The following is a 21,445-nucleotide window of genomic DNA, read 5'->3' on the forward strand; positions in this document are numbered from 1 at the left end:
GCGCTTGCTTTTCTGTCCTTTCTGAAATATGGTATAATAGCACTATCAATTTCTAGGAAAACAGATACAGAAAGGGGCTGAAAGATGTCTCATATTATTGAATTGCCAGAGGTGCTGGCAAACCAGATTGCAGCTGGAGAGGTTATCGAGCGTCCAGCTAGCGTTGTTAAGGAGCTGGTAGAAAATGCCATTGACGCGGGTTCTAGTCAGATTATCATTGAGATTGAGGAAGCAGGTCTCAAGAAGATTCAAATCACAGATAATGGTCATGGAATTGCCCACGATGAGGTGGAATTGGCCCTGCGCCGCCATGCGACTAGTAAGATAAAAAATCAAGCAGACCTCTTTCGAATTCGGACGCTTGGTTTTCGTGGTGAAGCCCTTCCTTCTATAGCGTCTGTTAGTGTCTTAACTCTGCTAACGGCGGTAGATGGTACTAGTCACGGGACCAAGCTGGTCGCGCGTGGGGGAGAAGTAGAGGAAATAATCCCAGCGACCAGTCCTGTGGGAACCAAGGTTTGTGTGGAGGATCTCTTTTTCAACACGCCTGCCCGCCTCAAGTATATGAAGAGTCAGCAAGCGGAGTTGTCTCATATCATTGATATTGTCAATCGTCTGGGTTTAGCCCATCCTGAGATTTCTTTTAGTTTGATTAGTGATGGCAAGGAAATGACGCGGACAGCAGGGACTGGTCAACTGCGACAAGCAATCGCAGGAATTTATGGTTTGGTCAGTGCCAAGAAGATGATTGAAATTGAGAATTCTGACCTTGATTTCGAAATTTCAGGCTTTGTGTCCTTGCCTGAGTTAACTAGAGCCAACCGCAACTATATCAGTCTCTTCATCAATGGCCGTTATATCAAGAACTTTTTACTCAATCGTGCTATTCTTGATGGCTATGGTAGTAAGCTCATGGTAGGCCGTTTTCCACTGGCTGTCATTCACATTCATATTGACCCTTATCTAGCGGATGTTAATGTGCATCCAACCAAGCAAGAGGTGCGGATTTCCAAGGAAAAAGAACTGATGACCTTGGTTTCAGAAGCTATTGCAAATAGTCTCAAGGAACAAACCTTGATTCCAGATGCCTTGGAAAATCTTGCCAAATCGGCTGTGCGCAATCGTGAGAAGGTGGAGCAAACCATTCTCCCACTCAAAGAAAATATGCTCTACTATGAGCAAACAGAGCCGATAAGATCCAGTCAAGCTGAAGTAGCTGATTATCAGGTGAATCTGACTGAAGAGAAACAGGATTTAACCCTGTTTGCCAAGGAAACCTTGGAGCAGCTGACTAAGCCTAGCAAACTCCATTTTGCAGAGAGAAAGCCTGCTAACTACGACCAGCTAGATCACCCAGAGTTAGACCTTGCGAGTCTTGATAAGGCTTATGACAAGCTGGAGCGAGAAGAATCTTCAAGCTTTCCAGAGTTGGAATTTTTCGGGCAAATGCATGGAACCTATCTCTTCGCCCAAGGGCGAGATGGGCTCTACATCATAGACCAACATGCGGCGCAGGAACGGGTCAAATACGAGGAATACCGTGAAAGCATTGGCGATGTTGACCAGAGCCAGCAGCAACTCTTAGTGCCCTATATCTTTGAATTTCCAGCGGATGATGCCCTTCGTCTCAAGGAAAGAATGCCTCTTTTAGAGGAAGTTGGAGTCTTTCTAGCAGAGTACGGGGAAAATCAATTCATCCTACGTGAACATCCTATTTGGATGGCAGAAGAAGAGATTGAGTCAGGCATCTATGAGATGTGCGACATGCTCCTTTTGACCAAGGAAGTTTCTATCAAGAAATACCGGGCAGAGTTGGCTATTATGATGTCCTGCAAGCGGTCCATCAAGGCCAACCATCGTATTGACGACCATTCGGCTAGACAGCTCCTCTATCAGCTCTCTCAATGTGACAATCCCTACAATTGTCCCCACGGGCGTCCTGTTTTGGTGCATTTTACCAAGTCAGATATGGAAAAGATGTTCCGACGTATTCAGGAAAATCACACCAGTCTCCGTGAGTTGGGGAAATATTAAACTAAAAGGAAAACTATGTACGAATATTTAAAAGGAATCATTACCAAAATCACTGCTAAATACATTGTTCTTGAAACCAATGGTATCGGTTATATCCTGCATGTAGCCAACCCCTATGCTTATTCAGGTCAGGTTAACCAAGAAGCTCAAATTTATGTGCATCAGGTCGTACGTGAGGACGCTCATCTGCTTTATGGATTTCGCTCAGAAGACGAGAAAAAGCTCTTTCTCAGTCTGATTTCGGTATCTGGGATTGGTCCTGTATCAGCTCTTGCTATTATAGCTGCTGATGACAATGCTGGCTTGGTTCAAGCCATTGAAACCAAGAACATCACCTACTTGACCAAATTCCCTAAAATTGGTAAGAAAACAGCCCAGCAGATGGTACTGGACTTGGAAGGCAAGGTAGTAGTTGCTGGAGATGACCTTCCTGCTAAGGTGGCAGTGCAAGCAAGCGCTGAAAACCAAGAATTGGAAGAAGCTATGGAGGCCATGTTGGCTCTGGGCTACAAGGCAACAGAGCTCAAGAAAATCAAGAAATTCTTTGAAGGAACGACAGATACAGCTGAGAACTACATCAAGTCTGCCCTCAAAATGTTGGTCAAATAGGAGCAGAGCATGACAAAACGTTGTTCGTGGGTCAAGATGACCAATCCGCTCTACATTGCCTATCATGATGAGGAGTGGGGTCAGCCCCTCCATGATGACCAAGCATTGTTTGAGTTGTTGTGTATGGAAACCTATCAGGCAGGCCTGTCTTGGGAAACGGTGCTCAACAAACGTCAAGCTTTCCGAGAAGCCTTTCATGGTTATCAAATTCACTCAGTCGCAGAGATGACCGACACCGAACTGGAAGACTTGCTGGATAATCCAGCCATCATTCGAAATAGAGCCAAGATTTTTGCTACACGCGCTAACGCCCAAGCCTTTCTACGATTACAGGTAGAGTATGGTTCTTTTGATAGCTATCTCTGGTCTTTCGTTGAGAGAAAAACTATCGTCAATGATGTTCCCGACTACCGCCAAGCCCCAGCTAAAACACCCTTGTCTGAGAAATTAGCCAAAGATCTCAAAAAACGAGGTTTCAAGTTCACAGGCCCAGTCGCTGTCTTGTCTTTTCTACAAGCAGCAGGGCTAGTTGATGACCATGAGAATGATTGTGAGTGGAAAAGCGGTCACTAGTGTGTACAGGTAACTAGCATATCTGAGAATATAGAAAAAAGCTGAGAAATTTTTCCCAGCTTTTTATATATACTATTAGATTGGTTAGAGTGAAGTCAGAAAAGTGATTCCACCTAAAATAACACCAGCTGAATTTGGAATGATTAGTATCCAATCCTTCTTAGGTTCCTTTGTCCATCCATAAATAACCCAGATTAAGCAAGATATTGCAGCTGATAAAGGTTGAAATGGTTGAGCTTTATTTTCCTGTAAATTAGCGATAATTTGAGGTATGTAGGCAATAAATACTATAATTCCAATAAAGGCACCAATAGAACCTACGATTCGATTAATTTTTTGTTTTGTCATATACACCTCCTTTAAAAGGATATCATAGAAATTAGCGAAATGCAATAAATTCAGATACAAATTGTAACGAAAACCAATACAAAAGCATAAAAATAGAGAAACTATTTATTTTTTGTTATAGTCAAAGCGAATGATTTGCTCCTTTGTATCTACATAGGCGTGAACGCCAAAGGGGACAATGGCTCTTGGAGTTGCGTGGCCGACATTCAAATTATAGACAATCGGGATATTGCTGTCAATGATATCCAATAGTGCGTCTTTATAGTCGTCATAGAAAGTTTCATCCATAGGTTTCCCGACCAAGAGTCCGCTGATGACCTCAAATATCCCAGTGTCCTTTAAAGTCTGCAACATCTTTTTGAAATATTCCGGCTCAGGTTTTTCTTCGCTTGTTTCTAGCAAGAGGATTTTTCCTTCCCAGTCTGACAAGTCAGGGAAAAGTTTGTATTTTTGGCAGAGCTCCGTGCTGTCTGCGTATCGAGAGTTGTCAAAGATATCGTAGAGGGATTCGAGGCAACCACCGAGGATTTCTCCCTCGAACTGGGCATTTCCTTGTAACAAGTGAAAGCCAGTATTTGTATGATTGATACGAGGTGTTCCTAGAGCCTTGGGACTGAAGTCAGTTCGTTCCTCATACCAAACGTCACTAGGGCGGATTTCTGAGATTCTTCCAGTCTCAATCAATTCTTTAAAGTAGTGAAGGCTATAGGCTAGCATTTCTTTGTCTAATTCACAAATGTCCGCTAAAAAGGATTGACCATAAAAAGTCTTGATTCCTAGTTTATGCAACATGAGATGGTTCATGGTTGTATCCGAGAAGCCAAGAAAAATTTTTTGTTTGATAACCTTTTGTAGTTGGTCATTTTCAAAAAGATAAGGTAGTAGGCGATAGGTATCATCTCCACCGATGGCACATAGGATCATATCGATGCTATCATCAGAAAAGGCATGAATCAAGTCCTCTGCACGCGCTTCAGGATGGTCCTTGATAAAGTCTAATCCATTTAGCGAATGGGGCAAAAAGATAGGATTGAGTCCCAGGTCCTTGAGACGTTGGACACCCAAGTCCACTTCGTGTTTGACAAAGTTCTCTCCGATAATGCCACTAGATAAACTAACAATACCAATAGTAGAAATCATATTTTATCCTCCTGGAAATAGATTGAGCCTATTTTATCACAAAAGATTAGATAGAGCTATGTGGGATGTCAGAAGAATTCTTTAAAATCAAAAAAGTAAGTGAAAAAGCAACCGCACCTGCAGTTGCTTTTATGATTCTTCTTAATAGCGTGTTGGTCCTGCACTTGCGCTACGGATATTCAAGCGTTTCTTGAGATAGAAGCGAAGAGCTAGGAGGGCTGCTCCGATAATAGCCAGTGGCAATGGAGCAAGTACTGGGTTAAGGCTAGCTGGTAGGAAGCTTGTTGCAAAGAAGACAAGCAGCCAAAGGAACATAGAAGCTAGGATAACCAGTACAGATTTCCAGAAAGGTGGACGTTGGCTGCGGTCCATATCTGGTCCATAGTATTGGTAAACAAAGTAGTACATCAAGTAGAAGGCAAATCCACCAACCAGTCCAACTAATAGGAGAGTGACAAATCCATAGCCGAAAGCTTGATCTGCCGCAAAGAAGGTTGTGAGGGCGCTGACAAGGGCAAAGAGGCTAGTGATGAAAAGAGCTGAGTCCATAATCATGAGTTTCGGATCATCATTTTCTTTTGGATGCTCTTTTTCATATTGCTCCTTAACAGTGAAGCTATGAGCCCAGTGAGTGGGTGCACCATAGAGGGAACGAGCAGTCGTACCCTTGGCTTGCTCTTCAAGGATTTGGGGAATAACTTCCTCAAAAATAGCCTTGATTTCAGCGTCTGTTTTCCCATCTTTGATGAATTGTTGGGTAGCGATGTGGACAAACTCTTGGTTTTTCTTGGTTAATTTTTGTAGATCAATCTGAGACATAGGAACTCCTCTTAGAACCATTTTTTATGGATGAGATAGAGAGTGAGCGAGACACTCATAGCAAAAGCGATAAAGACGATTAACCAGAAGGCATTCGGCTCGCCGTTTAGGGGGATTTCATTATCCTTAAAGTTCATCCCGTAGGCAGAAAAGACCATGGTTGGGATGGACATGACGATGGTCACAAGGGCCAAGGTTTTCATGATGTTGTTCTGGTTGTTGGAAATGATAGAGGCGAAGGTCTCTGTCATAGAATGCAAGACGTTTCCATAAATGTCTGCCATCTCGATGGCCTGTTGGGTTTCAATCAGGGTGTCTTCAAGCAGGTCTTCGTCTTCAAGGTATTTCTTGATATTGCTGGTTGAGCTGGTTAATTTCTTAATCACGCGCTCATTTGTTTTGAGGGAGGCCTTGAAATAGACGATGGTTTTTTCCAATTCCATGAGCTCAATCAATTCTTCATTACGAGTTGATTGATGCAGTTGACTTTCGATTTGTTCACTCTTACGGTCAATCGAACGAAGGGCTGTTAGGTAAAGTTCTGCATTGCGATAGAGAATCTGGAAGATAAAACGTGAGCGCATGAAGGTATAGAAATTACGCAAGCGACGGTTGATAAAGACATCGAGGACCGGTAATGGTTCCAAACAAGTAGTGATAATGGTTTCCTCAGTGATGATAATACCAAGCGGGATGGTGACGTAGTAGGTGCGGTTATTTCTTTCTTCTGTGACCGGCACGTCCACGATGATCAAAGTATACTCATCTTCGATGGTAATACGAGACATTTCTTCCGCATCGAGTGGTGCACGAAGGTCGGCAATATCGATATCGAAGGCGTTGGCGATTTCGAGTGATTCATTTTGAGTCGGATTAACGAGATTGATCCAAGTACCCGGTTCAAGCGTATCGATCTCTTTAAATTCAGTTGTTGTAGAGAGAAAAACTTGTTTCATATCCCTTATCCTTTCTCATTTTTCAGATTTTTTCACACCGTACTATTATACTACAAATTCAGCCTTTTTCAAAATAAATCTAACAAAAAACCTGTTGCTATTGGATTTTTACTTTGTATTGAAATGTTGATTTTTAAATTTGCTCCCCTTTTTGCTCCCTCTATAGTGCTTTTAGTGCAGTTTCGTAGAATGATACTGCTTTTTTTGCGTTCTCTTTTGAGAGGTGGCTATATATATCCATGGTCATTGATAAAGTGGAATGACCTAGGCGGTACTGGAGTTCTTTGTATGGTATTCCAGAGTTAAGCAAGAGACTAGCGTGAGTGTGACGGAATCCGTGAAATCCAATGTTAGGAACATCAGCACGCTTAAAATGTGTTTGCAATCTTCTTTTAAGTCTTGAACTGCTAGGATACTCATGAATGAAATCAGAAAATACCACGCTTTCACGTTGCCCTATCTTCCAGGCCTCTTTAGTTTGGCGTAGCTTGTATTGTTTCAGCATGCTAACAGTCGCTTGATCTATATCTATATCCCGATAACTAGCCTTAGATTTTGGGCTATTGATTTCTAGATCCCGATTTAGTGTTTTGGTAATATGCACAACGGCATTATCTAAGTCTATATCAGACCAGGAAAGAGCTAAAGCTTCATTGATACGGCAACCAGTAGCCAATAGGAACTTATAGAGCGTTGTCTCATAGTAGTAACGATATCTATCGCTATCTAAATTATCGAGATAACCAAGAAACTTTTTTAGTTCTTGATTTTCAAAGTGTTTTACCTTTTGGCGCTTTGCTTTCTGAGTGTTACGAGGTAAAACAACATCACGCGCAGGATTGGACGGTATAGCTTGCATGGTTACGCCATACTGTAAGATACGTTTGTTTAAAGCATGTATCTTGTCATAGTGTAGAAAAGCCCCTTTTTCCCCTCTATTGGTCTTGTCAGCAAGTTCGTTGATAATTGACTGGATAAGTGGAGTAGTGAGCTTATCGAGCTTATAAGCCCCAAAAATAGGCAATATATGATTATCAATTAACTTTCTAACATTGCCTTGAGTGTTTGGCTTAACCGTATTCTTATAACTTTCTAACCAGAGATTGGCTAATTCTTGATAGTTTTTTATGGTGCTAGCCTTTTGTCTAGTAGATCCTGCTTTCTGAAAAGCAATTTTTTCTTGAGTGGCTTTCTGCTTAACTTCCTTTTGTGTCCGCCCCGTTACCTTAGTTTTGACTTTCTTTCCTGTAACCTGGTCAACTCCTAGATATACATTAGCACGGTAAACTTTGCTACCGTCTTTTTTTATAACTTCAGTTATTTGCATGTTTTAAACCTTTCTAAAATACATCAGCAGGCAAGCCATTATCAAAAAGGTTTTATATCATGCTAGGGGCTACGAGAACCCCCTTATTTTCGTTTTTGAATAGTCAGACGGTAAATAATACCAGAGTAGGAAACAAGGCGGATATGGGGCTTATATGGGCTTGTTTATAGTAAACAGGCCTGTATTTAAAGTTTTTTGTCGTCAGTTAGCTGTCTTAAAGTTTTTTCAAAGTCCGAGTTTATCTTTTGAGTTTTGTTGAATAGTTGGTATTCTGCTTTTGCTTTATCTTTCGCAACCTTGGAAGTGATTTTCCCATGACCTTCTAAAATATCGTATTCTTGGAAAGTCAAAAAGCGGTCAATGCTTTGGGCTAGTTGTTGCATTGTCTGAGCTTTTCGCTGTTCTATCTGTCTTTCCAGATAATCAAAATAGCTAGATATTCCTCTTTCAAGGGAGCGGATTTCTGTTTCTGAAAGGTAATTCTTTGCTATTTGGGTATCTGCTTGCAGTATGCGACCGTTAGGGGAGTTTTTCCATGTTGTAAGTCCCATGTTGTCTTTTGTATGGTCAGCTTTCGTGTAGATAATTTCCGCAGCAGTTTGGCCAGTGATTGCATAATGAAACTTATTCTGTACATCAGCATAGAATTGCTTAGTCAACGTACTTTGTGGATCATAGTCGATAGAGATTTCTGCAAAAATATCTGTAATCTGCAACCATATACGACGCTCACTAGCTCGGATAGAACGCACGCGCTCCAAGAGCTCACGGAAATAGTCTTTTTCTAGCAAGTTTTCGCCTTGTTTCAGACGGTTGTCATCCATGGCGAACCCTTTTATCATGTACTCACGAAGTACTGAAGTAGCCCACTGTCTAAACCGCGTGGCTTTTTGAGAATTGACACGGTAACCAACTGAAATGATGGCGTCAAGATTGTAGAAATCAACTTGGCGGACAACTTCACGACTACCCTCTATTTGAACTGTTTCCATTTTGGAAATAGTTGCTTTTTCTTCTAATTCGCCCTCTTCAAAGATATTTTTTAGGTGTTTACTGATTGCAGGAACACCGACGTCAAAAAGTCTAGCCATTTCTTTCTGACTAGCCCAAATCGTTTCGCCTTTGATGATGACACTAGCTGTCTCGCTATCGTTATCAGCAGTATAGATTAAGAATTGTAATTCGTTCATGAGATCCTTTCTAAAATATTGTAAGTGGTTGACATTTGTTGACATCAACAAAATTAGTAGATATGGGGCTTATATTGGCTTGAAGCTCGAACGAACCACGAGAATCCACGCGCTTCAGGATTGTTGAACATTGTGGCGCGTGGGTATGGTGTAAGTCGCTTTTTAAATGCAAGAGTGGTATAATGATGTTGTAATCATCTTATCGGGAGCGTCCTCTATAGTGTGTAGAGAGTTAACACCAGCTCCATCTGGTTCAATTAGGTTGATTATATTAGGTTGGTTAAAGGTAAGGGTATTGACTTACCTTTTTTTGTTGCTATTGTTCAATTCTCTTGGCTTTGCTTGAATTTTTCTAACTCTTTTAGATAGTCTTCTGCCCAAATCCCCGTTTTTTGATATCGGTCAATTCTGTCTATATATCTTCGATTAAAGTTAGCTTCAATTTCCAAATCCATGATCATATCCATATTATTCTCTGTATAGTCAAGACTAGAAATATATTCTTCTAAGAAATTGGCCTGTGATTCGTAGAATTTTTTCATACCGTTTAAATCCTTAACAGGAATAGGATTTCGGAGATTATAGTTATATAGATTTATAATATCATTCAAGTCTAATCGAATAAAAAATGCACTATCGATAGCTTGTTTGGTATTTTCAAAAGCTTCTTCATCGAGCTCTTCTCTAGTTTTTTCCATGTAATCTAGGATATAGTCCCAGTTATATCGACTTCTAGCAGAACTGCCATATAATAGTTGCTCAACGCTAAGATTTCCTAGTTTTGCTATTTTTAACAAATTTTCTTTGTTAGGCAAATTACGCCCCTTTTCCCAATTATTAACAGTCCCCTTACTGGTATTAAATGCTTTACCAAATTCCTCCATAGTTGCACCTTGATCAAGCCTAATACTTTTAATTCGGTTTCCTACTTCAATATTATTCACTTCCATTTTTTTACCTCGTATTTAAATTATAACTATTTTTTGTTTTTAAGTAAAGAAAAGTATTGACTTTTTAAAAAATATTGGTTACAATTAAGGTATGCAAAAGTAAAGGAGGTGATGAGATTGCCAAAATATAAAATTAAAGGCTACAGAAATATGTTGGGGCTAACCCAAGCAGAGCTAGGAAAAAAATTAGGTATGACAAAGCAAACATACTACAACAAAGAAACAGGGCGCTGCTCATTTACGGATACTGAGAAAATAGCTTTCAAAAAATTGCTATTACCAATGTTTCCAGATATCACTATTGAAGATATATTTTTTTAAACAAAAAGTATGCAAAAGTAAAGATTGGAGTAAACCAATGGAACTAGTCTATATGGACGGTAAAAAAGAGCCGTATACTACGAGTGCAATCATAGCTGAATGCGCTGGAATTAAGCACAGACATTTGAAGATTTTGCTGAATAAGCACCGCGAGGACTTTGAGAGCTTCGGAAAGGTGCAATTTAAAATTTCACCTTCAGAGAGTGGGCAAAATGTACGAGATTATATTTTGAACGAGCAACAAGCTACTTTGTTAATCACTTACTTACGAAATACAGAACCCGTAAAAGAGTTTAAGAAGAACCTAGTCAAAGCATTCTTTGAAATGCGTGATGAACTTTCTAAGTTCCGTATGCAGAGGGCGCTAGAAAAGCCAAAAAGAAAAACCTTGCATGACAGCATTGAGAACTGGGAACAAGCACCAAAGCACGCGCATAGCACCATGAACAACCTGCTACTGAAGGCAGTAACTGACAGGAACGCTAAGCAGTTAAGGGAAGAGCGTGGGGGCTACAATGGCATTGATAGCTTGACCAGTGACGAGCTGGAGCAATACCAAGCATTTGAGGATATGGTAATAGCCATGATTGGCTTGAATATGAGTTATCAGGAAATCAAAGCTATGGCATTCAGAAATAAAAAAACACGCCAAAGAAGCGCGTGAGAGCAACAAAAAAAGGCTTAGCAATAACCACACCGCAGAGCCTTTAACACTAACACTAAAACGAATTTAACAAAAAGCAGGCAAGCTATTATCAAAGAGGTTTTAGTAAGATTTATACCTAGATTATAGCATATTTAGGGTAATTTGACCATACGGAGAGCGCCAACTCTTAAAACTGGTACTTTCTCACGCTTTCAATTTGGCGACTCTGAGCGTGAGGATATCCTGTATAGTAAACAACCATTAAAAGGCCAACGGAGGAAAATATGATAGCAGATCAATTAGAAGCTATTTCAACAAATTTAGAAGAAATACAAGAAATTCTTGTAGGAGATGGAACTGCATTAGCTAAAAGAGAAATCAGCAGGGTATTGAATGACTTGGACGATGTTTATAATGAACTGACTAGCACAGAATACCATGAACAACAGCAAACACTTAAGGAACAGACGGAAAGGATGAAACAGAGAGTAGTATCTGAGGTAATAGGAGAATTAGAGCAAAAAGAACGGTCTTTTTATGAAAATTATTGGGGCAACTCTAATTTTATAAAACTGGTTTCTAGATTTGATGGATTTCTTTTTTTGAGTACTTACCTAGCTGAAATAACTAAAGAAAATGGCTATCCTATGAATCGAAGTCAATTATTAAATTACGTCTGGGAACTTTTGGCAGTTGATATTGCAAAGAAAAAACGAGGGCAAAAGAACCTCTTGGATTTATGGACAAGTTCGACTGAGTACACCCGTAGCAAGATGATTTATGAGGAAAACTGACATGAATGAACTAGATTTAACCAATACACAGGCGCTTATCTTTTCCGTGGTACTGATTGGCTTACTGGTCTATCTAAACCACCGAGACCGCAAAAAAAGCGCCCAATTTGAGCGAGAAAACCAACAGACGATAGAAACACCTAGCGAGGATTTAAACCCTGATTATGGGCGATATATCCAGCTTGCAGGGGTAAGAGTTTACGGAGGCACTGAATGAGTCTATCAGAGAATGACAAACGAGTATTAAGACTAATCAAGGTAGGGGCTGAAAACTCCATAACAGGGGCAGAAATCAGCCTGATCACTAAGCTAGCAGAAAGAACCGTGCAAGATATTATCAGCCGTCTAATCACGCGCCATAGCGTTCCTATTGTTGGGGTTCGACACGGAACATTTAGAGGATATTTTATCCCTGCTAACAAAGAGGAGTTACTGGACGGAGCAAAAGCATTCTATAACCAAGTACAGGAAGAACAGAAACGCCTAACTGTCCTTTTAAATGCTGATTTAGAGAGCTACAAAGAAACCTTGAAGGAGGTGGGCGGATATGTTTAGCCTAAGCCGAGAAAGTGAGCAAGACCTAGTGCATGGCATTCTGGAGGTAGTGGAAAGATACCATGAAGCGCGTGATAGACTCAAACCACGACTGACAGGCTTAATATCAGCCCAGGAAATCATGGACGAGTTAGATATAAAATACATGACACTCCAAAAGTGGGAAAAAGCAGGGCTAAGACGGTATCAACCACCACTAGAAGATACTAGGAAAATCTATTATAGAATTTCTGACTTGATGAAGTTTATGGGGGTGGATGAATGAGGGTGCTGGAGTTAATTCTATCCGCTGACAAATTGCCTTTGTTTGGCTTTCTCAAGTCAAATCCTACTCAAGTATGGAAGAATGGGGAACATTACAAATTTATCTACTTTGAGCCAATAGGCGAGGGCTTGACGGCTTTCCACTACAAAGGTTTGTATGTGGCAGTTAAAGACGAAAACGAGGAAGCAGAGGGCTGGGAACTGACCAGAGATTTAGAGATAGGTTTGGCCAGTCCTGACTTGCTGATGATTCTGAAAGATTTAGAGGTAAACAAATTGACCGAGCAACGGCAGGGGCTTGGCATGGAGTTGAAAGGCTGGATTTTCGACCTGATTTGTAACGGCATTTATACCAGGTACGAGACTTCTCTATTTGTCCGCTTGCTATTTGTGAATGGCTACAGTTTTAGTCAGCTGGTGGACTTGTTTTCTACAATCGTCAAGCGTAAAGACCTAGCAAGCTATTTCCTAGAAGTAGCGACAAAATTCTATAAGGAGGTGGCTTTTGAATAGTGACGACATTGTAAATAAAATCATTGAAGAGAATCAGCAACGTGAACCCATTAAGGCAATAGAAGAATCAGAAAGCTATCTGACAACCTTTAAAGGGGTACAAGGCTTTTTATTCAACGTATGTAAGAATCTTGGGGAAGATAGACCGTCTAAATCTTTGGGGGTTGCTGACTTTCTTAGAAAGTATATCCGATTTGTGAGAATCAGACCAGAAGCGCAGGGACAGAAAACGCCCTTGTATTTCTATCATCCTGATAAGGGGATTTGGTTAGAAGATAACGAGTTACTTCAAGATTTAATCTCAACCATTCAACCTGATACGACAGAAAAACAAGCCTTTGATACGATTTACAAAATCGCTAGACGTAGCCCGTTGAAGTCTATCCAAAATGATTATACGGTTATCGGAAACCAGCTATATAACGCTAGTAAGGAAACATTTGAACCTTTAACACCTAGCATTATTGTAACTAGAAAAATCCGTACAAGGTACGACCCAGAAGCCTATGAGCCTACTATACACGGTTGGAAGCCCAGCAAGTGGCTTGCTGAATTATTTGACAATGATCAAGAATTATATAACCTAGCTATCCAGATTATTAAAGCAAGTATCACAGGTAGAACCCTAAAAAATATCTTTTGGCTTTATGGCGAGGGTGGGACTGGTAAAGGAACTTTTCAGCAGTTACTTATTAATCTAGTAGGCATGGAGAACGTTGCAAGTCTCAAGATGACTGAGTTCGATAAAAGCCGTTTTTCTACCTCCATTCTGTTAGGTAAGAGTCTGGTTATTGGGGACGACGTACAAAAGGATGCAGTTATTAAAGATACGTCAAATATGTTTAGCCTTGCGACTGGGGACATTATGACTATAGAGGACAAAGGGAAGCGCCCCTATAGTTTACGCTTGAATATGACTATTATCCAGTCATCCAACGGCTTACCAAGAATGAACGGGGACAGGTCAGCGATTGACAGGCGGTTTAAGATTCTACCATTTACCAAGGTCTTTAAAGGGAAACCAAACAAGGCAATTAAAGACGACTACATCAACAGGAAAGAAGTATTAGAGTATCTCACACGCCTAGCCCTTGAAACACCGACAAAGGACATCACACTAGAGAAATCAAAGGAGATTTTGCAAGAATACCATGAGGATAACAACCCAGTTATCGCTTTTGTATCTTCATTCTTTACTGATGAACTATCAAGTGAGTTTTTGCCTAATAGTTTTGTTTTCCATAACTGGAAAGGATTTACGGAATATTATGGGGTGAAACTACACAAGACAGAAATGGGGTTGCATCGAGAGATAAAAAGTAATCTACCAAGTTGGATAACCACAGGCCAGAAAGTAATACCATCAGGGAGACAACTTCATTCTGGTTTCTATCCGCATGAAGATACAGCGCCTTACGCACATCCATATTTTAACGGTAGGGAAAAGCCAGAGCAACGGAGAAAAGCTAGAAATGAACGGGGATACTTTAATGGTAAAGCAAAAAAGAAGCAATAACTTTATACACTTTATACACTTGATAAAAAAGTGTTATACTTGCAACCCTTAGAGCGCCAAGGACTTTATACACTTATACACTTTATACGGCAGGTTTTTTCTTTTACAGTATTAAGCACTATAATTCCTGTAAATTATATAAACTAGTGTATAAAGTGTATAAAGCGTATAAAACAGGGCTTAAACCCTTGATATGACAGGCTTTTAATTTTATACACTTCAAAAATAAAGTGTATAAAACTTTTTCTAAGTGTATAAAAAACATAGATAAAAATGGCAAAAACAAGGTATTTTACATAATTTACCTTAAAACAGAAAGAGGAAAAACAACATGACATTAAAAACATTTTCGGATAAAGCCAAAACATTTACTTTCACTTACGAATTTAAAGACCTAGATACTGCTCTGGTAGCAGGTCACGCGCTACTAGGATATATGACTGGGACTTATGAAGTACCATCTATTTCAATAACTCACAAGGATAAAGGGACGCTTGTAGCTGAGTATGTGGAGGATAAGAAACTAAACAAGACCTTCAAGCGTATTTGTGACAGTTTCAAAGACTATTACAACCAACTAGTGGACGATGAAGCATTTGAAGAACGTTACAAACGGGAGCGCGTGCTTCAACTCAAAGAGTCAGAGGATTTTGAGAGTTTGCTGGAAAAGGTCACAGACTACGAGCTGGAACTATTAGACTATGCTGATCGCTTGCTTTCTGATACGCCTATCCCTATGGACTCTATGACTGCTTTTGGTACGTTGGAAAAGCTAGGCGATGAAAGTATTAGCCTACTCCAAAAGTTGGACGTAGAGGGCGAATATAAAGGCCTTGCTGGTTATACAGAGCATTTGAAGTAGAACACAGGGGAGCAATCCCCTTTTTGTTATCAAGTCAATAGTTTTGGGTTTTTCCATATAGGGGGAAATAATGAAGCGGTTAGCAATAGAAACAATCACTAAACCAATGAAGCTGAGAGGAATAACTAAGGGTATAGCTGAGTTGGACGGTCAACGTTTAGAGATTGATTTGGATAATTTAATGATTGATTTTGGTGGAGAGTCATTTGAATTAGACAGAATAGCAGGAACTAAGGGAGGTTATCGCTATTTCTTTCTTTGCCCTGATTGTGGTAGACGGTGCAGGTTGCTTTATAAACGGTATTTGTATTTTAGTTGCGGTACTTGTCTAGATATCCACAAGAGCACTCTTAACCGTAGTAAAACGGATTGCCAATACTACTGGGAACTTGCACTAAAAGAAGCCAGAAAGGTAGAACCAGGGTGGAGTCCTAGACGTGGTGGATATATGTTTGATGGTTTCCCTGAAAGACCAAAGTATATGAAGCGTGACAGGTATCATAAGCACTATAAGAAGTTTTTGAAGTATACTAAAAAAGGGGATAGATTTTGGCTGAATGGTTCTAGATTGTGAGACAATATGAAGTAGTGTGCAATTTACAAAACGAACACCGTATAAGGGGGAAATATGGAACGTGATAGCCGAGGGAGATTTTTACCAGGTAACCAAGTAGCAAAAGGCAACAGGGGCAACAGAAAGCCAAAATATGGCAATAGCAACGCTTTGAAGCATGGACTATGCAGAGGATACACTGGACTGTTACCAAGCCGAAAAGGTGGGGTGTCTATATATAAAAATGGTGCATACCTTGGAACACTACCAGACAAGTATTTCCACCATTCTGAAGATGGGGCGCTTTGGGTAGATTATAACGCTTGTCAGTATTTGATTTCGGTTTGTGGCTTACCTGAGAGTATGTTTAGCGAATCAGAAGAATGGTAAGGGGGCATATACTTGAACTCCGAGCGAACGCCGAGAAAACGAAAAAAAGCCAAGGCGCTCCGCCTCAGCTATAATCTCAATAATATTATTATATCACAAAGGAGCGAACTAATGGAGCTGGATAAGTTTAAAACGATGATGAACGTCAGAGAGCGGATGACTTACTTTCTACGTTTCCAGAGGATGGCAGGGAGTGAAAACCAAGTTAGGATAGACGAAGAGGCTTGGAAACTTATCTTACCTGATCGGTGGAATTTGAGTGGTGAACATGAAAAGGCAATCCGTGAGGGGTTGGAGATATTCGCCCACGACATCAACAGTATAGATAACAAACGAGCCAGAAAATACTTTATTATCCATTATTGCTACATGAGAAAGAAAACTATAAGCGAATGCGTAGAGATGGCAGGTACTAGCTCCACTAGCTACCACCGATACAAACAGATAGCCGTCTTAAACTTTGCGAGAATCCACCAGAACGGAGAGCTAGAAGTGTATAAGTAGGCGTTTGTGGTGTTTTGTTGAGAAATGTTGAGATTTAAGTGAGGGGGGATGACATGATTGAATATTTTTTGATTGATTTGGAGAATATCCAATTAGAGGGTATGGAGATAGATTTAAACATGGATTTTGAAATAGATGTTGACCTTGATGGTTTAGATTTAACCTTACTACAAGAATTAGAAGCGTAAATGTTGGCAAATGTAGGCGTAGGCTTCATATTCGCCCCTATTTCACTTGGTTTCGTACTGGACAACTAAAACACCATGGATAAACTAGAAGCTCTCAGAAACGAATCTGGGGGCTTTTGTGAGGTCATAATCTTATAAACCACGCGCTTCATGGTATAATATACCTATCAGCAACCAGCAATAAAAAAAGCACGTTTGACCGTGCTAGTTTCTTGCCTGCTGAACTCGTCAAATCTTAGCCCTTTTGTGGGGCTTTTTTGCTCCCCTTTTTGCGTACTTTGGGGGAGCAAGTAGTAAAAAGTAATATTAGTATTTTTTGTTCAAAAGCGCGTGATATAAGGGTTAGGAAGCCCTAAGGAAACATAAAATAAGAAGTTTTTATTATACTACAAATTCAGCCTTTTGGGTAATAGAATCTCACTTTTTTTGGTATAATGGTAAGCAATAATGGACTAGAAAGAACAAAGATGCAAGATAAAATTGTCATTCATGGGGCGCGTGCCCATAATTTAAAAAATATTGATGTGGAGATTCCGCGAGACAAGCTGGTTGTCGTGACTGGCTTGTCAGGTTCAGGGAAATCCAGTCTGGCCTTTGATACCCTCTATGCGGAGGGACAACGTCGCTATGTAGAGAGTCTATCAGCCTATGCTCGCCAGTTTTTGGGCAACATGGAGAAGCCTGATGTAGATGCCATTGATGGCCTGAGCCCAGCTATTTCCATCGACCAGAAAACGACTAGCAAAAACCCTCGCTCGACGGTGGGAACAACGACTGAAATCAATGACTATCTGCGTCTCCTCTACGCGCGTGTGGGGACGCCTTACTGTATCAACGGACACGGGGCTATCAAGGCTTCTTCTGTGGAGCAAATCGTTGATAAGGTTTTGGAGTTACCTGAACGCCAGCGCTTGCAGATCTTGGCCCCGGTCATCCGCAAGAAAAAAGGCCAACATAAGAGTGTTATCGAGAAGGTTCAGAAAGATGGGTATGTTCGTGTCCGTGTGGATGGGGAAGTCTATGATGTGACCGAAGTGCCAGAGTTGTCTAAGAGCAGGCAACACAATATTGATGTCGTGGTTGACCGTATTGTCATCAAGGAGGGTATTCGTAGTCGTCTCTTTGATTCCATTGAGGCAGCCCTTCGTATCTCAGAAGGCTATGTCATTATCGACACCATGGACGACTCTGAGTTGCTCTTCTCTGAGCATTATGCCTGTCCAGTTTGTGGTTTTACTGTTCCAGAGTTAGAGCCTCGTCTCTTCTCATTCAATGCTCCTTTTGGTTCTTGTAGTGAGTGTGATGGCTTAGGCATCAAGCTGGAGGTGGATACTGATTTGGTAGTGCCAGATGCCAGCAAAACGCTACGCGAGGGAGCCTTGGCTCCTTGGAATCCTATCTCATCCAACTACTATCCAAACATGCTAGAGCAGGCTATGACAGCCTTTGGAGTGGATATGGATAAGCCTTTTGAGGACTTGTCAGAAGAAGACAAAAACTTGATTCTCTACGGCTCAGATGGCAAGGAATTCCATTTCCACTATGAGAATGAATTTGGCGGTGTGCGTGATATTGACATTCCTTTTGAGGGAGTTGTCAATAATATCAAGCGTCGCTATCACGAGACAAACAGCGACTACACTCGCACCCAGATGCGCCTCTACATGAATGAGCTGACCTGCGGAACTTGTCATGGTTATCGCCTCAATGACCAGGCCTTATCTGTCCGTGTGGGTGGTGAGCAAGGGCCACATATCGGAGAAATTTCAGACCTGTCTATTGCAGATCACTTGGAATTGGTGAGTCAGCTAACCTTATCTGAAAATGAAGCCATCATTGCTCGTCCTATTCTCAAGGAAATCAAGGATCGTTTGACCTTCCTTAATAACGTGGGTCTTAACTATCTGACCCTGTCTCGTTCGGCAGGAACCCTTTCAGGTGGGGAAAGTCAGCGTATTCGCTTGGCAACCCAGATTGGTTCTAACCTATCAGGTGTCCTCTATATCCTAGATGAGCCGTCAATTGGTCTTCACCAGAGGGACAATGACCGTCTTATTGCCAGTCTCAAAAAGATGCGTGACTTGGGTAATACACTCATTGTGGTGGAACATGATGAAGATACCATGCGCGAAGCGGATTATCTGATTGACGTTGGTCCTGGTGCGGGTGTTTTTGGTGGGGAGATTGTTGCTGCGGGTACGCCCAAGCAGGTTGCTCGCAATAGCAAGTCTATCACAGGTCAGTACTTGTCAGGCAAACGTGCCATTCCAGTACCAGAAGAGCGTCGTGTTGGTAATGGTCGTTTTATCGAAGTGACAGGAGCGCGTGAGAACAACCTGCAAAATGTCACAGCTCGCTTCCCACTAGGAAAATTCATCGCAGTGACTGGTGTATCAGGTTCAGGGAAATCGACCCTCATTAACAGCATCCTCAAAAAAGCCATTGCCCAGAAGCTCAACCGTAATTCAGACAAACCAGGTAAATTCAAAACGATTACAGGGATTGAGCATGTAGACCGCTTGATTGATATTGACCAGAGTCCTATCGGACGAACGCCGAGGTCCAACCCAGCTACCTATACAGGAGTTTTTGACGATATACGTGACCTTTTTGCTCAGACAAATGAAGCTAAGATTCGTGGCTACAAGAAGGGACGTTTCAGTTTTAACGTCAAGGGTGGCCGTTGCGAAGCCTGCTCGGGTGACGGGATTATCAAGATTGAGATGCACTTCTTGCCAGATGTTTATGTGGCTTGTGAAGTCTGCCACGGAACCCGCTACAACAGTGAAACACTAGAAGTTCACTACAAGGAAAAGAATATCTCGCAGGTCTTGGACATGACCGTCAATGATGCGGTGGAGTTCTTCCAACACATTCCTAAGATTCAACGCAAACTCCAGACTATCAAGGATGTAGGGCTAGGCTACGTAACGCTAGGGCAACCAGCTACCACCCTTTCTGGGGGAGAGGCCCAGCGTATGAAACTGGCTAGTGAACTCCACAAACGCTCGACAGGAAAATCTTTCTACATTCTGGATGAGCCGACGACAGGGCTTCATACCGAGGATATCGCTCGCTTGCTTAAAGTCTTGGCTCGCTTTGTAGACGATGGCAATACAGTCCTTGTTATCGAGCACAATCTAGATGTTATTAAGACGGCAGACCATATTATTGACTTGGGACCTGAGGGCGGTGTCGGTGGTGGAACCATCATCGCAACAGGAACTCCAGAAGAAGTAGCGGCTAACCAAGCCAGCTACACAGGACAGTATTTGAAAGGAAAATTACATCATGAATAAACGCGTACAAGCATTTCTAGATAAAATGCAAGAAAAAGAACTAGATGGTATCATCATCAATAACCTTAAAAACGTCTATTATTTGACTGGTTTTTGGGGCTCAAACGGAACAGTCTTTATCAGCCGTGACCGTCAGGTCTTGGTGACAGACTCTCGCTATATCATTGCAGCCAAGCAAGAAACCAGTGGCTTTGAGATTGTAGCTGACCGCGATGAATTAGCTGTTATTGCAGGAATTGTTAAGGACATGGGCTTGTCTCGAATCGGTTTTGAAGATGAGATTTCGGTCTCTTATTATCATCGTATGCAGGCAACCTTTGAAGGAATTGACTTGCTTCCACAGACTCAGTTTGTTGAGGGTCTTCGAATGATTAAGGATGAGGCGGAGATTGCAGCTATTCGCAAGGCTTGTTCTATCTCAGACCAAGCTTTTCGCGATGCGCTTGACTTTATTAAGCCAGGAAAGACTGAAATTGAGATTGCCAACTTCCTTGACTTCCGCATGCGTGAGTTGGGAGCATCTGGCTTGTCTTTTGACACAATTCTAGCTAGCGGTATCAATTCTTCCAAACCCCATGCCCATCCTATGCACAAACCAGTGGAGCTAGGAGAAGCCATTACAATGGACTTCGGTTGCCTTTATGACCACTATGTCAGTGATATGACACGGACTATCTATCTAGGGCATGTTAGCGACGAGCAAGCAGAGATTTACAATACGGTTTTGAAAGCTAACCAAGCCTTGATTGATCAGGCTAAGGCAGGATTAGGTTTCCGAGACTTTGACAAAATTCCTCGTGATATTATCATCGAGGCAGGTTATGGCGACTACTTTACCCACGGTATTGGACACGGTATTGGACTGGATATTCATGAAGAACCTTACTTTAGCCAGACTTCTACAGAAACTATTAAGGCAGGTATGGCATTGACCGATGAACCAGGTATCTATATCGAAGGCAAATATGGCGTTCGTATCGAGGATGATATCCTGATTACAGAGACAGGTTGTGAATTATTGACCCTTGCTCCAAAAGAGTTGATAGTTATTTAAGAGTTAAACAACTCAAATGATTGACTTTTAAATTTTAAAG

The 21,445-nt window shown here is 41.3% G+C and carries 25 protein-coding genes; 18 read left to right on the plus strand and 7 right to left on the minus strand.

Going from position 1 to position 21,445, the window contains the following annotated elements; genetic code table 11:
• Positions 1 to 84: 84 nt before the first annotated feature.
• The 3 genes from mutL to HT724_RS02080 are packed head-to-tail and all read left to right on the plus strand — an operon-like array spanning position 85 to position 3,216.
• Positions 85 to 2,034, plus strand: a complete 1,950-nt coding sequence (mutL, locus tag HT724_RS02070; protein ID WP_173276118.1) for a DNA mismatch repair endonuclease MutL — start codon at positions 85 to 87, stop codon at positions 2,032 to 2,034.
• Between the two features lie 15 nt (positions 2,035 to 2,049).
• Entirely contained in the window at positions 2,050 to 2,643 is a 594-nt protein-coding gene (ruvA, locus tag HT724_RS02075) for a Holliday junction branch migration protein RuvA (RefSeq protein ID WP_000273417.1), read from the plus strand.
• 9 nt (positions 2,644 to 2,652) lie between these two features.
• On the plus strand, positions 2,653 to 3,216 hold the full coding sequence (locus HT724_RS02080; protein WP_173276119.1) for a DNA-3-methyladenine glycosylase I: 564 nt from the start codon (positions 2,653 to 2,655) through the stop codon (positions 3,214 to 3,216).
• Between the two features lie 84 nt (positions 3,217 to 3,300).
• Here the strand turns inward: HT724_RS02080 and HT724_RS02085 are convergent, their stop codons facing one another.
• The 7 genes from HT724_RS02085 to HT724_RS02115 form a co-directional block, all read right to left on the minus strand.
• A complete protein-coding gene (locus tag HT724_RS02085; RefSeq protein WP_173276120.1) occupies positions 3,301 to 3,564 on the minus strand; it encodes a SemiSWEET family transporter in 264 nt (87 codons plus the stop codon).
• Between the two features lie 105 nt (positions 3,565 to 3,669).
• Positions 3,670 to 4,704: a S66 peptidase family protein gene (locus HT724_RS02090; protein WP_173276121.1), complete on the minus strand. Its 1,035-nt coding sequence runs from the start codon at positions 4,702 to 4,704 to the stop codon at positions 3,670 to 3,672.
• A gap of 141 nt (positions 4,705 to 4,845) precedes the next feature.
• Positions 4,846 to 5,523, minus strand: a complete 678-nt coding sequence (locus HT724_RS02095) for a DUF1129 domain-containing protein (protein WP_000078011.1) — start codon at positions 5,521 to 5,523, stop codon at positions 4,846 to 4,848.
• A gap of 11 nt (positions 5,524 to 5,534) precedes the next feature.
• The gene (locus HT724_RS02100) at positions 5,535 to 6,479 is read right to left on the minus strand and encodes a magnesium transporter CorA family protein (RefSeq protein WP_000815623.1); all 945 of its coding nucleotides are present in this window, start codon (positions 6,477 to 6,479) and stop codon (positions 5,535 to 5,537) included.
• Positions 6,480 to 6,639: 160 nt separating this feature from the next.
• Positions 6,640 to 7,806, minus strand: coding sequence for a site-specific integrase (locus HT724_RS02105; protein WP_173276122.1), 1,167 nt, complete (start codon positions 7,804 to 7,806; stop codon positions 6,640 to 6,642).
• A 185-nt stretch (positions 7,807 to 7,991) separates the two neighbouring features.
• Entirely contained in the window at positions 7,992 to 8,996 is a 1,005-nt protein-coding gene (locus HT724_RS02110; protein ID WP_173276123.1) for a virulence RhuM family protein, read from the minus strand.
• Positions 8,997 to 9,319: 323 nt separating this feature from the next.
• Entirely contained in the window at positions 9,320 to 9,946 is a 627-nt protein-coding gene (locus tag HT724_RS02115; RefSeq protein WP_049543985.1) for a helix-turn-helix transcriptional regulator, read from the minus strand.
• Between the two features lie 111 nt (positions 9,947 to 10,057).
• Here HT724_RS02115 and HT724_RS02120 point away from each other — a divergent pair, with 111 nt between their 5' ends.
• From HT724_RS02120 to HT724_RS02185, 15 genes are all read left to right on the plus strand, one after another.
• Entirely contained in the window at positions 10,058 to 10,267 is a 210-nt protein-coding gene (locus tag HT724_RS02120; RefSeq protein WP_049543983.1) for a helix-turn-helix domain-containing protein, read from the plus strand.
• 37 nt (positions 10,268 to 10,304) lie between these two features.
• Entirely contained in the window at positions 10,305 to 10,931 is a 627-nt protein-coding gene (locus tag HT724_RS02125) for a Rha family transcriptional regulator (protein ID WP_173276124.1), read from the plus strand.
• Positions 10,932 to 11,197: 266 nt separating this feature from the next.
• Complete coding sequence (locus tag HT724_RS02130) at positions 11,198 to 11,707, plus strand: hypothetical protein (RefSeq protein ID WP_138702106.1); 510 nt, start codon at positions 11,198 to 11,200, stop codon at positions 11,705 to 11,707.
• A 1-nt stretch (position 11,708) separates the two neighbouring features.
• Positions 11,709 to 11,924 (plus strand): hypothetical protein, encoded by a 216-nt coding sequence (locus tag HT724_RS02135; protein ID WP_045605154.1) that lies wholly within the window; start codon positions 11,709 to 11,711, stop codon positions 11,922 to 11,924.
• Complete coding sequence (locus HT724_RS02140) at positions 11,921 to 12,262, plus strand: hypothetical protein (RefSeq protein ID WP_000058832.1); 342 nt, start codon at positions 11,921 to 11,923, stop codon at positions 12,260 to 12,262. The genes HT724_RS02135 and HT724_RS02140 overlap by 4 nt, the downstream gene beginning before the upstream one ends.
• Positions 12,255 to 12,527 (plus strand): XRE family transcriptional regulator, encoded by a 273-nt coding sequence (locus HT724_RS02145; RefSeq protein ID WP_173276125.1) that lies wholly within the window; start codon positions 12,255 to 12,257, stop codon positions 12,525 to 12,527. The genes HT724_RS02140 and HT724_RS02145 overlap by 8 nt, the downstream gene beginning before the upstream one ends.
• Entirely contained in the window at positions 12,524 to 13,039 is a 516-nt protein-coding gene (locus HT724_RS02150) for a hypothetical protein (protein WP_049543975.1), read from the plus strand. The genes HT724_RS02145 and HT724_RS02150 overlap by 4 nt, the downstream gene beginning before the upstream one ends.
• On the plus strand, positions 13,032 to 14,555 hold the full coding sequence (locus tag HT724_RS02155; RefSeq protein ID WP_173276126.1) for a DNA primase family protein: 1,524 nt from the start codon (positions 13,032 to 13,034) through the stop codon (positions 14,553 to 14,555). Before HT724_RS02150 ends, HT724_RS02155 begins: the two co-directional genes overlap by 8 nt.
• Positions 14,556 to 14,886: 331 nt before the next feature.
• Positions 14,887 to 15,417: a hypothetical protein gene (locus HT724_RS02160; RefSeq protein WP_173276127.1), complete on the plus strand. Its 531-nt coding sequence runs from the start codon at positions 14,887 to 14,889 to the stop codon at positions 15,415 to 15,417.
• A 70-nt stretch (positions 15,418 to 15,487) separates the two neighbouring features.
• Positions 15,488 to 15,991, plus strand: a complete 504-nt coding sequence (locus tag HT724_RS02165) for a hypothetical protein (RefSeq protein ID WP_173276128.1) — start codon at positions 15,488 to 15,490, stop codon at positions 15,989 to 15,991.
• Positions 15,992 to 16,045: 54 nt separating this feature from the next.
• Positions 16,046 to 16,360: a hypothetical protein gene (locus HT724_RS02170; protein WP_049523637.1), complete on the plus strand. Its 315-nt coding sequence runs from the start codon at positions 16,046 to 16,048 to the stop codon at positions 16,358 to 16,360.
• A gap of 111 nt (positions 16,361 to 16,471) precedes the next feature.
• Positions 16,472 to 16,864, plus strand: a complete 393-nt coding sequence (locus HT724_RS02175) for a transcriptional regulator (RefSeq protein WP_173276129.1) — start codon at positions 16,472 to 16,474, stop codon at positions 16,862 to 16,864.
• A 53-nt stretch (positions 16,865 to 16,917) separates the two neighbouring features.
• Complete coding sequence (locus HT724_RS10365; RefSeq protein WP_275690479.1) at positions 16,918 to 17,052, plus strand: hypothetical protein; 135 nt, start codon at positions 16,918 to 16,920, stop codon at positions 17,050 to 17,052.
• 467 nt (positions 17,053 to 17,519) lie between these two features.
• A complete protein-coding gene (gene uvrA, locus HT724_RS02180; protein ID WP_173276130.1) occupies positions 17,520 to 20,351 on the plus strand; it encodes an excinuclease ABC subunit UvrA in 2,832 nt (943 codons plus the stop codon).
• The gene (locus HT724_RS02185) at positions 20,344 to 21,405 is read left to right on the plus strand and encodes a Xaa-Pro peptidase family protein (RefSeq protein WP_141230336.1); all 1,062 of its coding nucleotides are present in this window, start codon (positions 20,344 to 20,346) and stop codon (positions 21,403 to 21,405) included. Before uvrA ends, HT724_RS02185 begins: the two co-directional genes overlap by 8 nt.
• Positions 21,406 to 21,445: the final 40 nt, after the last annotated feature.

This window comes from Streptococcus sp. k-402 (assembly GCF_013277515.1).
Taxonomy (GTDB): domain Bacteria; phylum Bacillota; class Bacilli; order Lactobacillales; family Streptococcaceae; genus Streptococcus.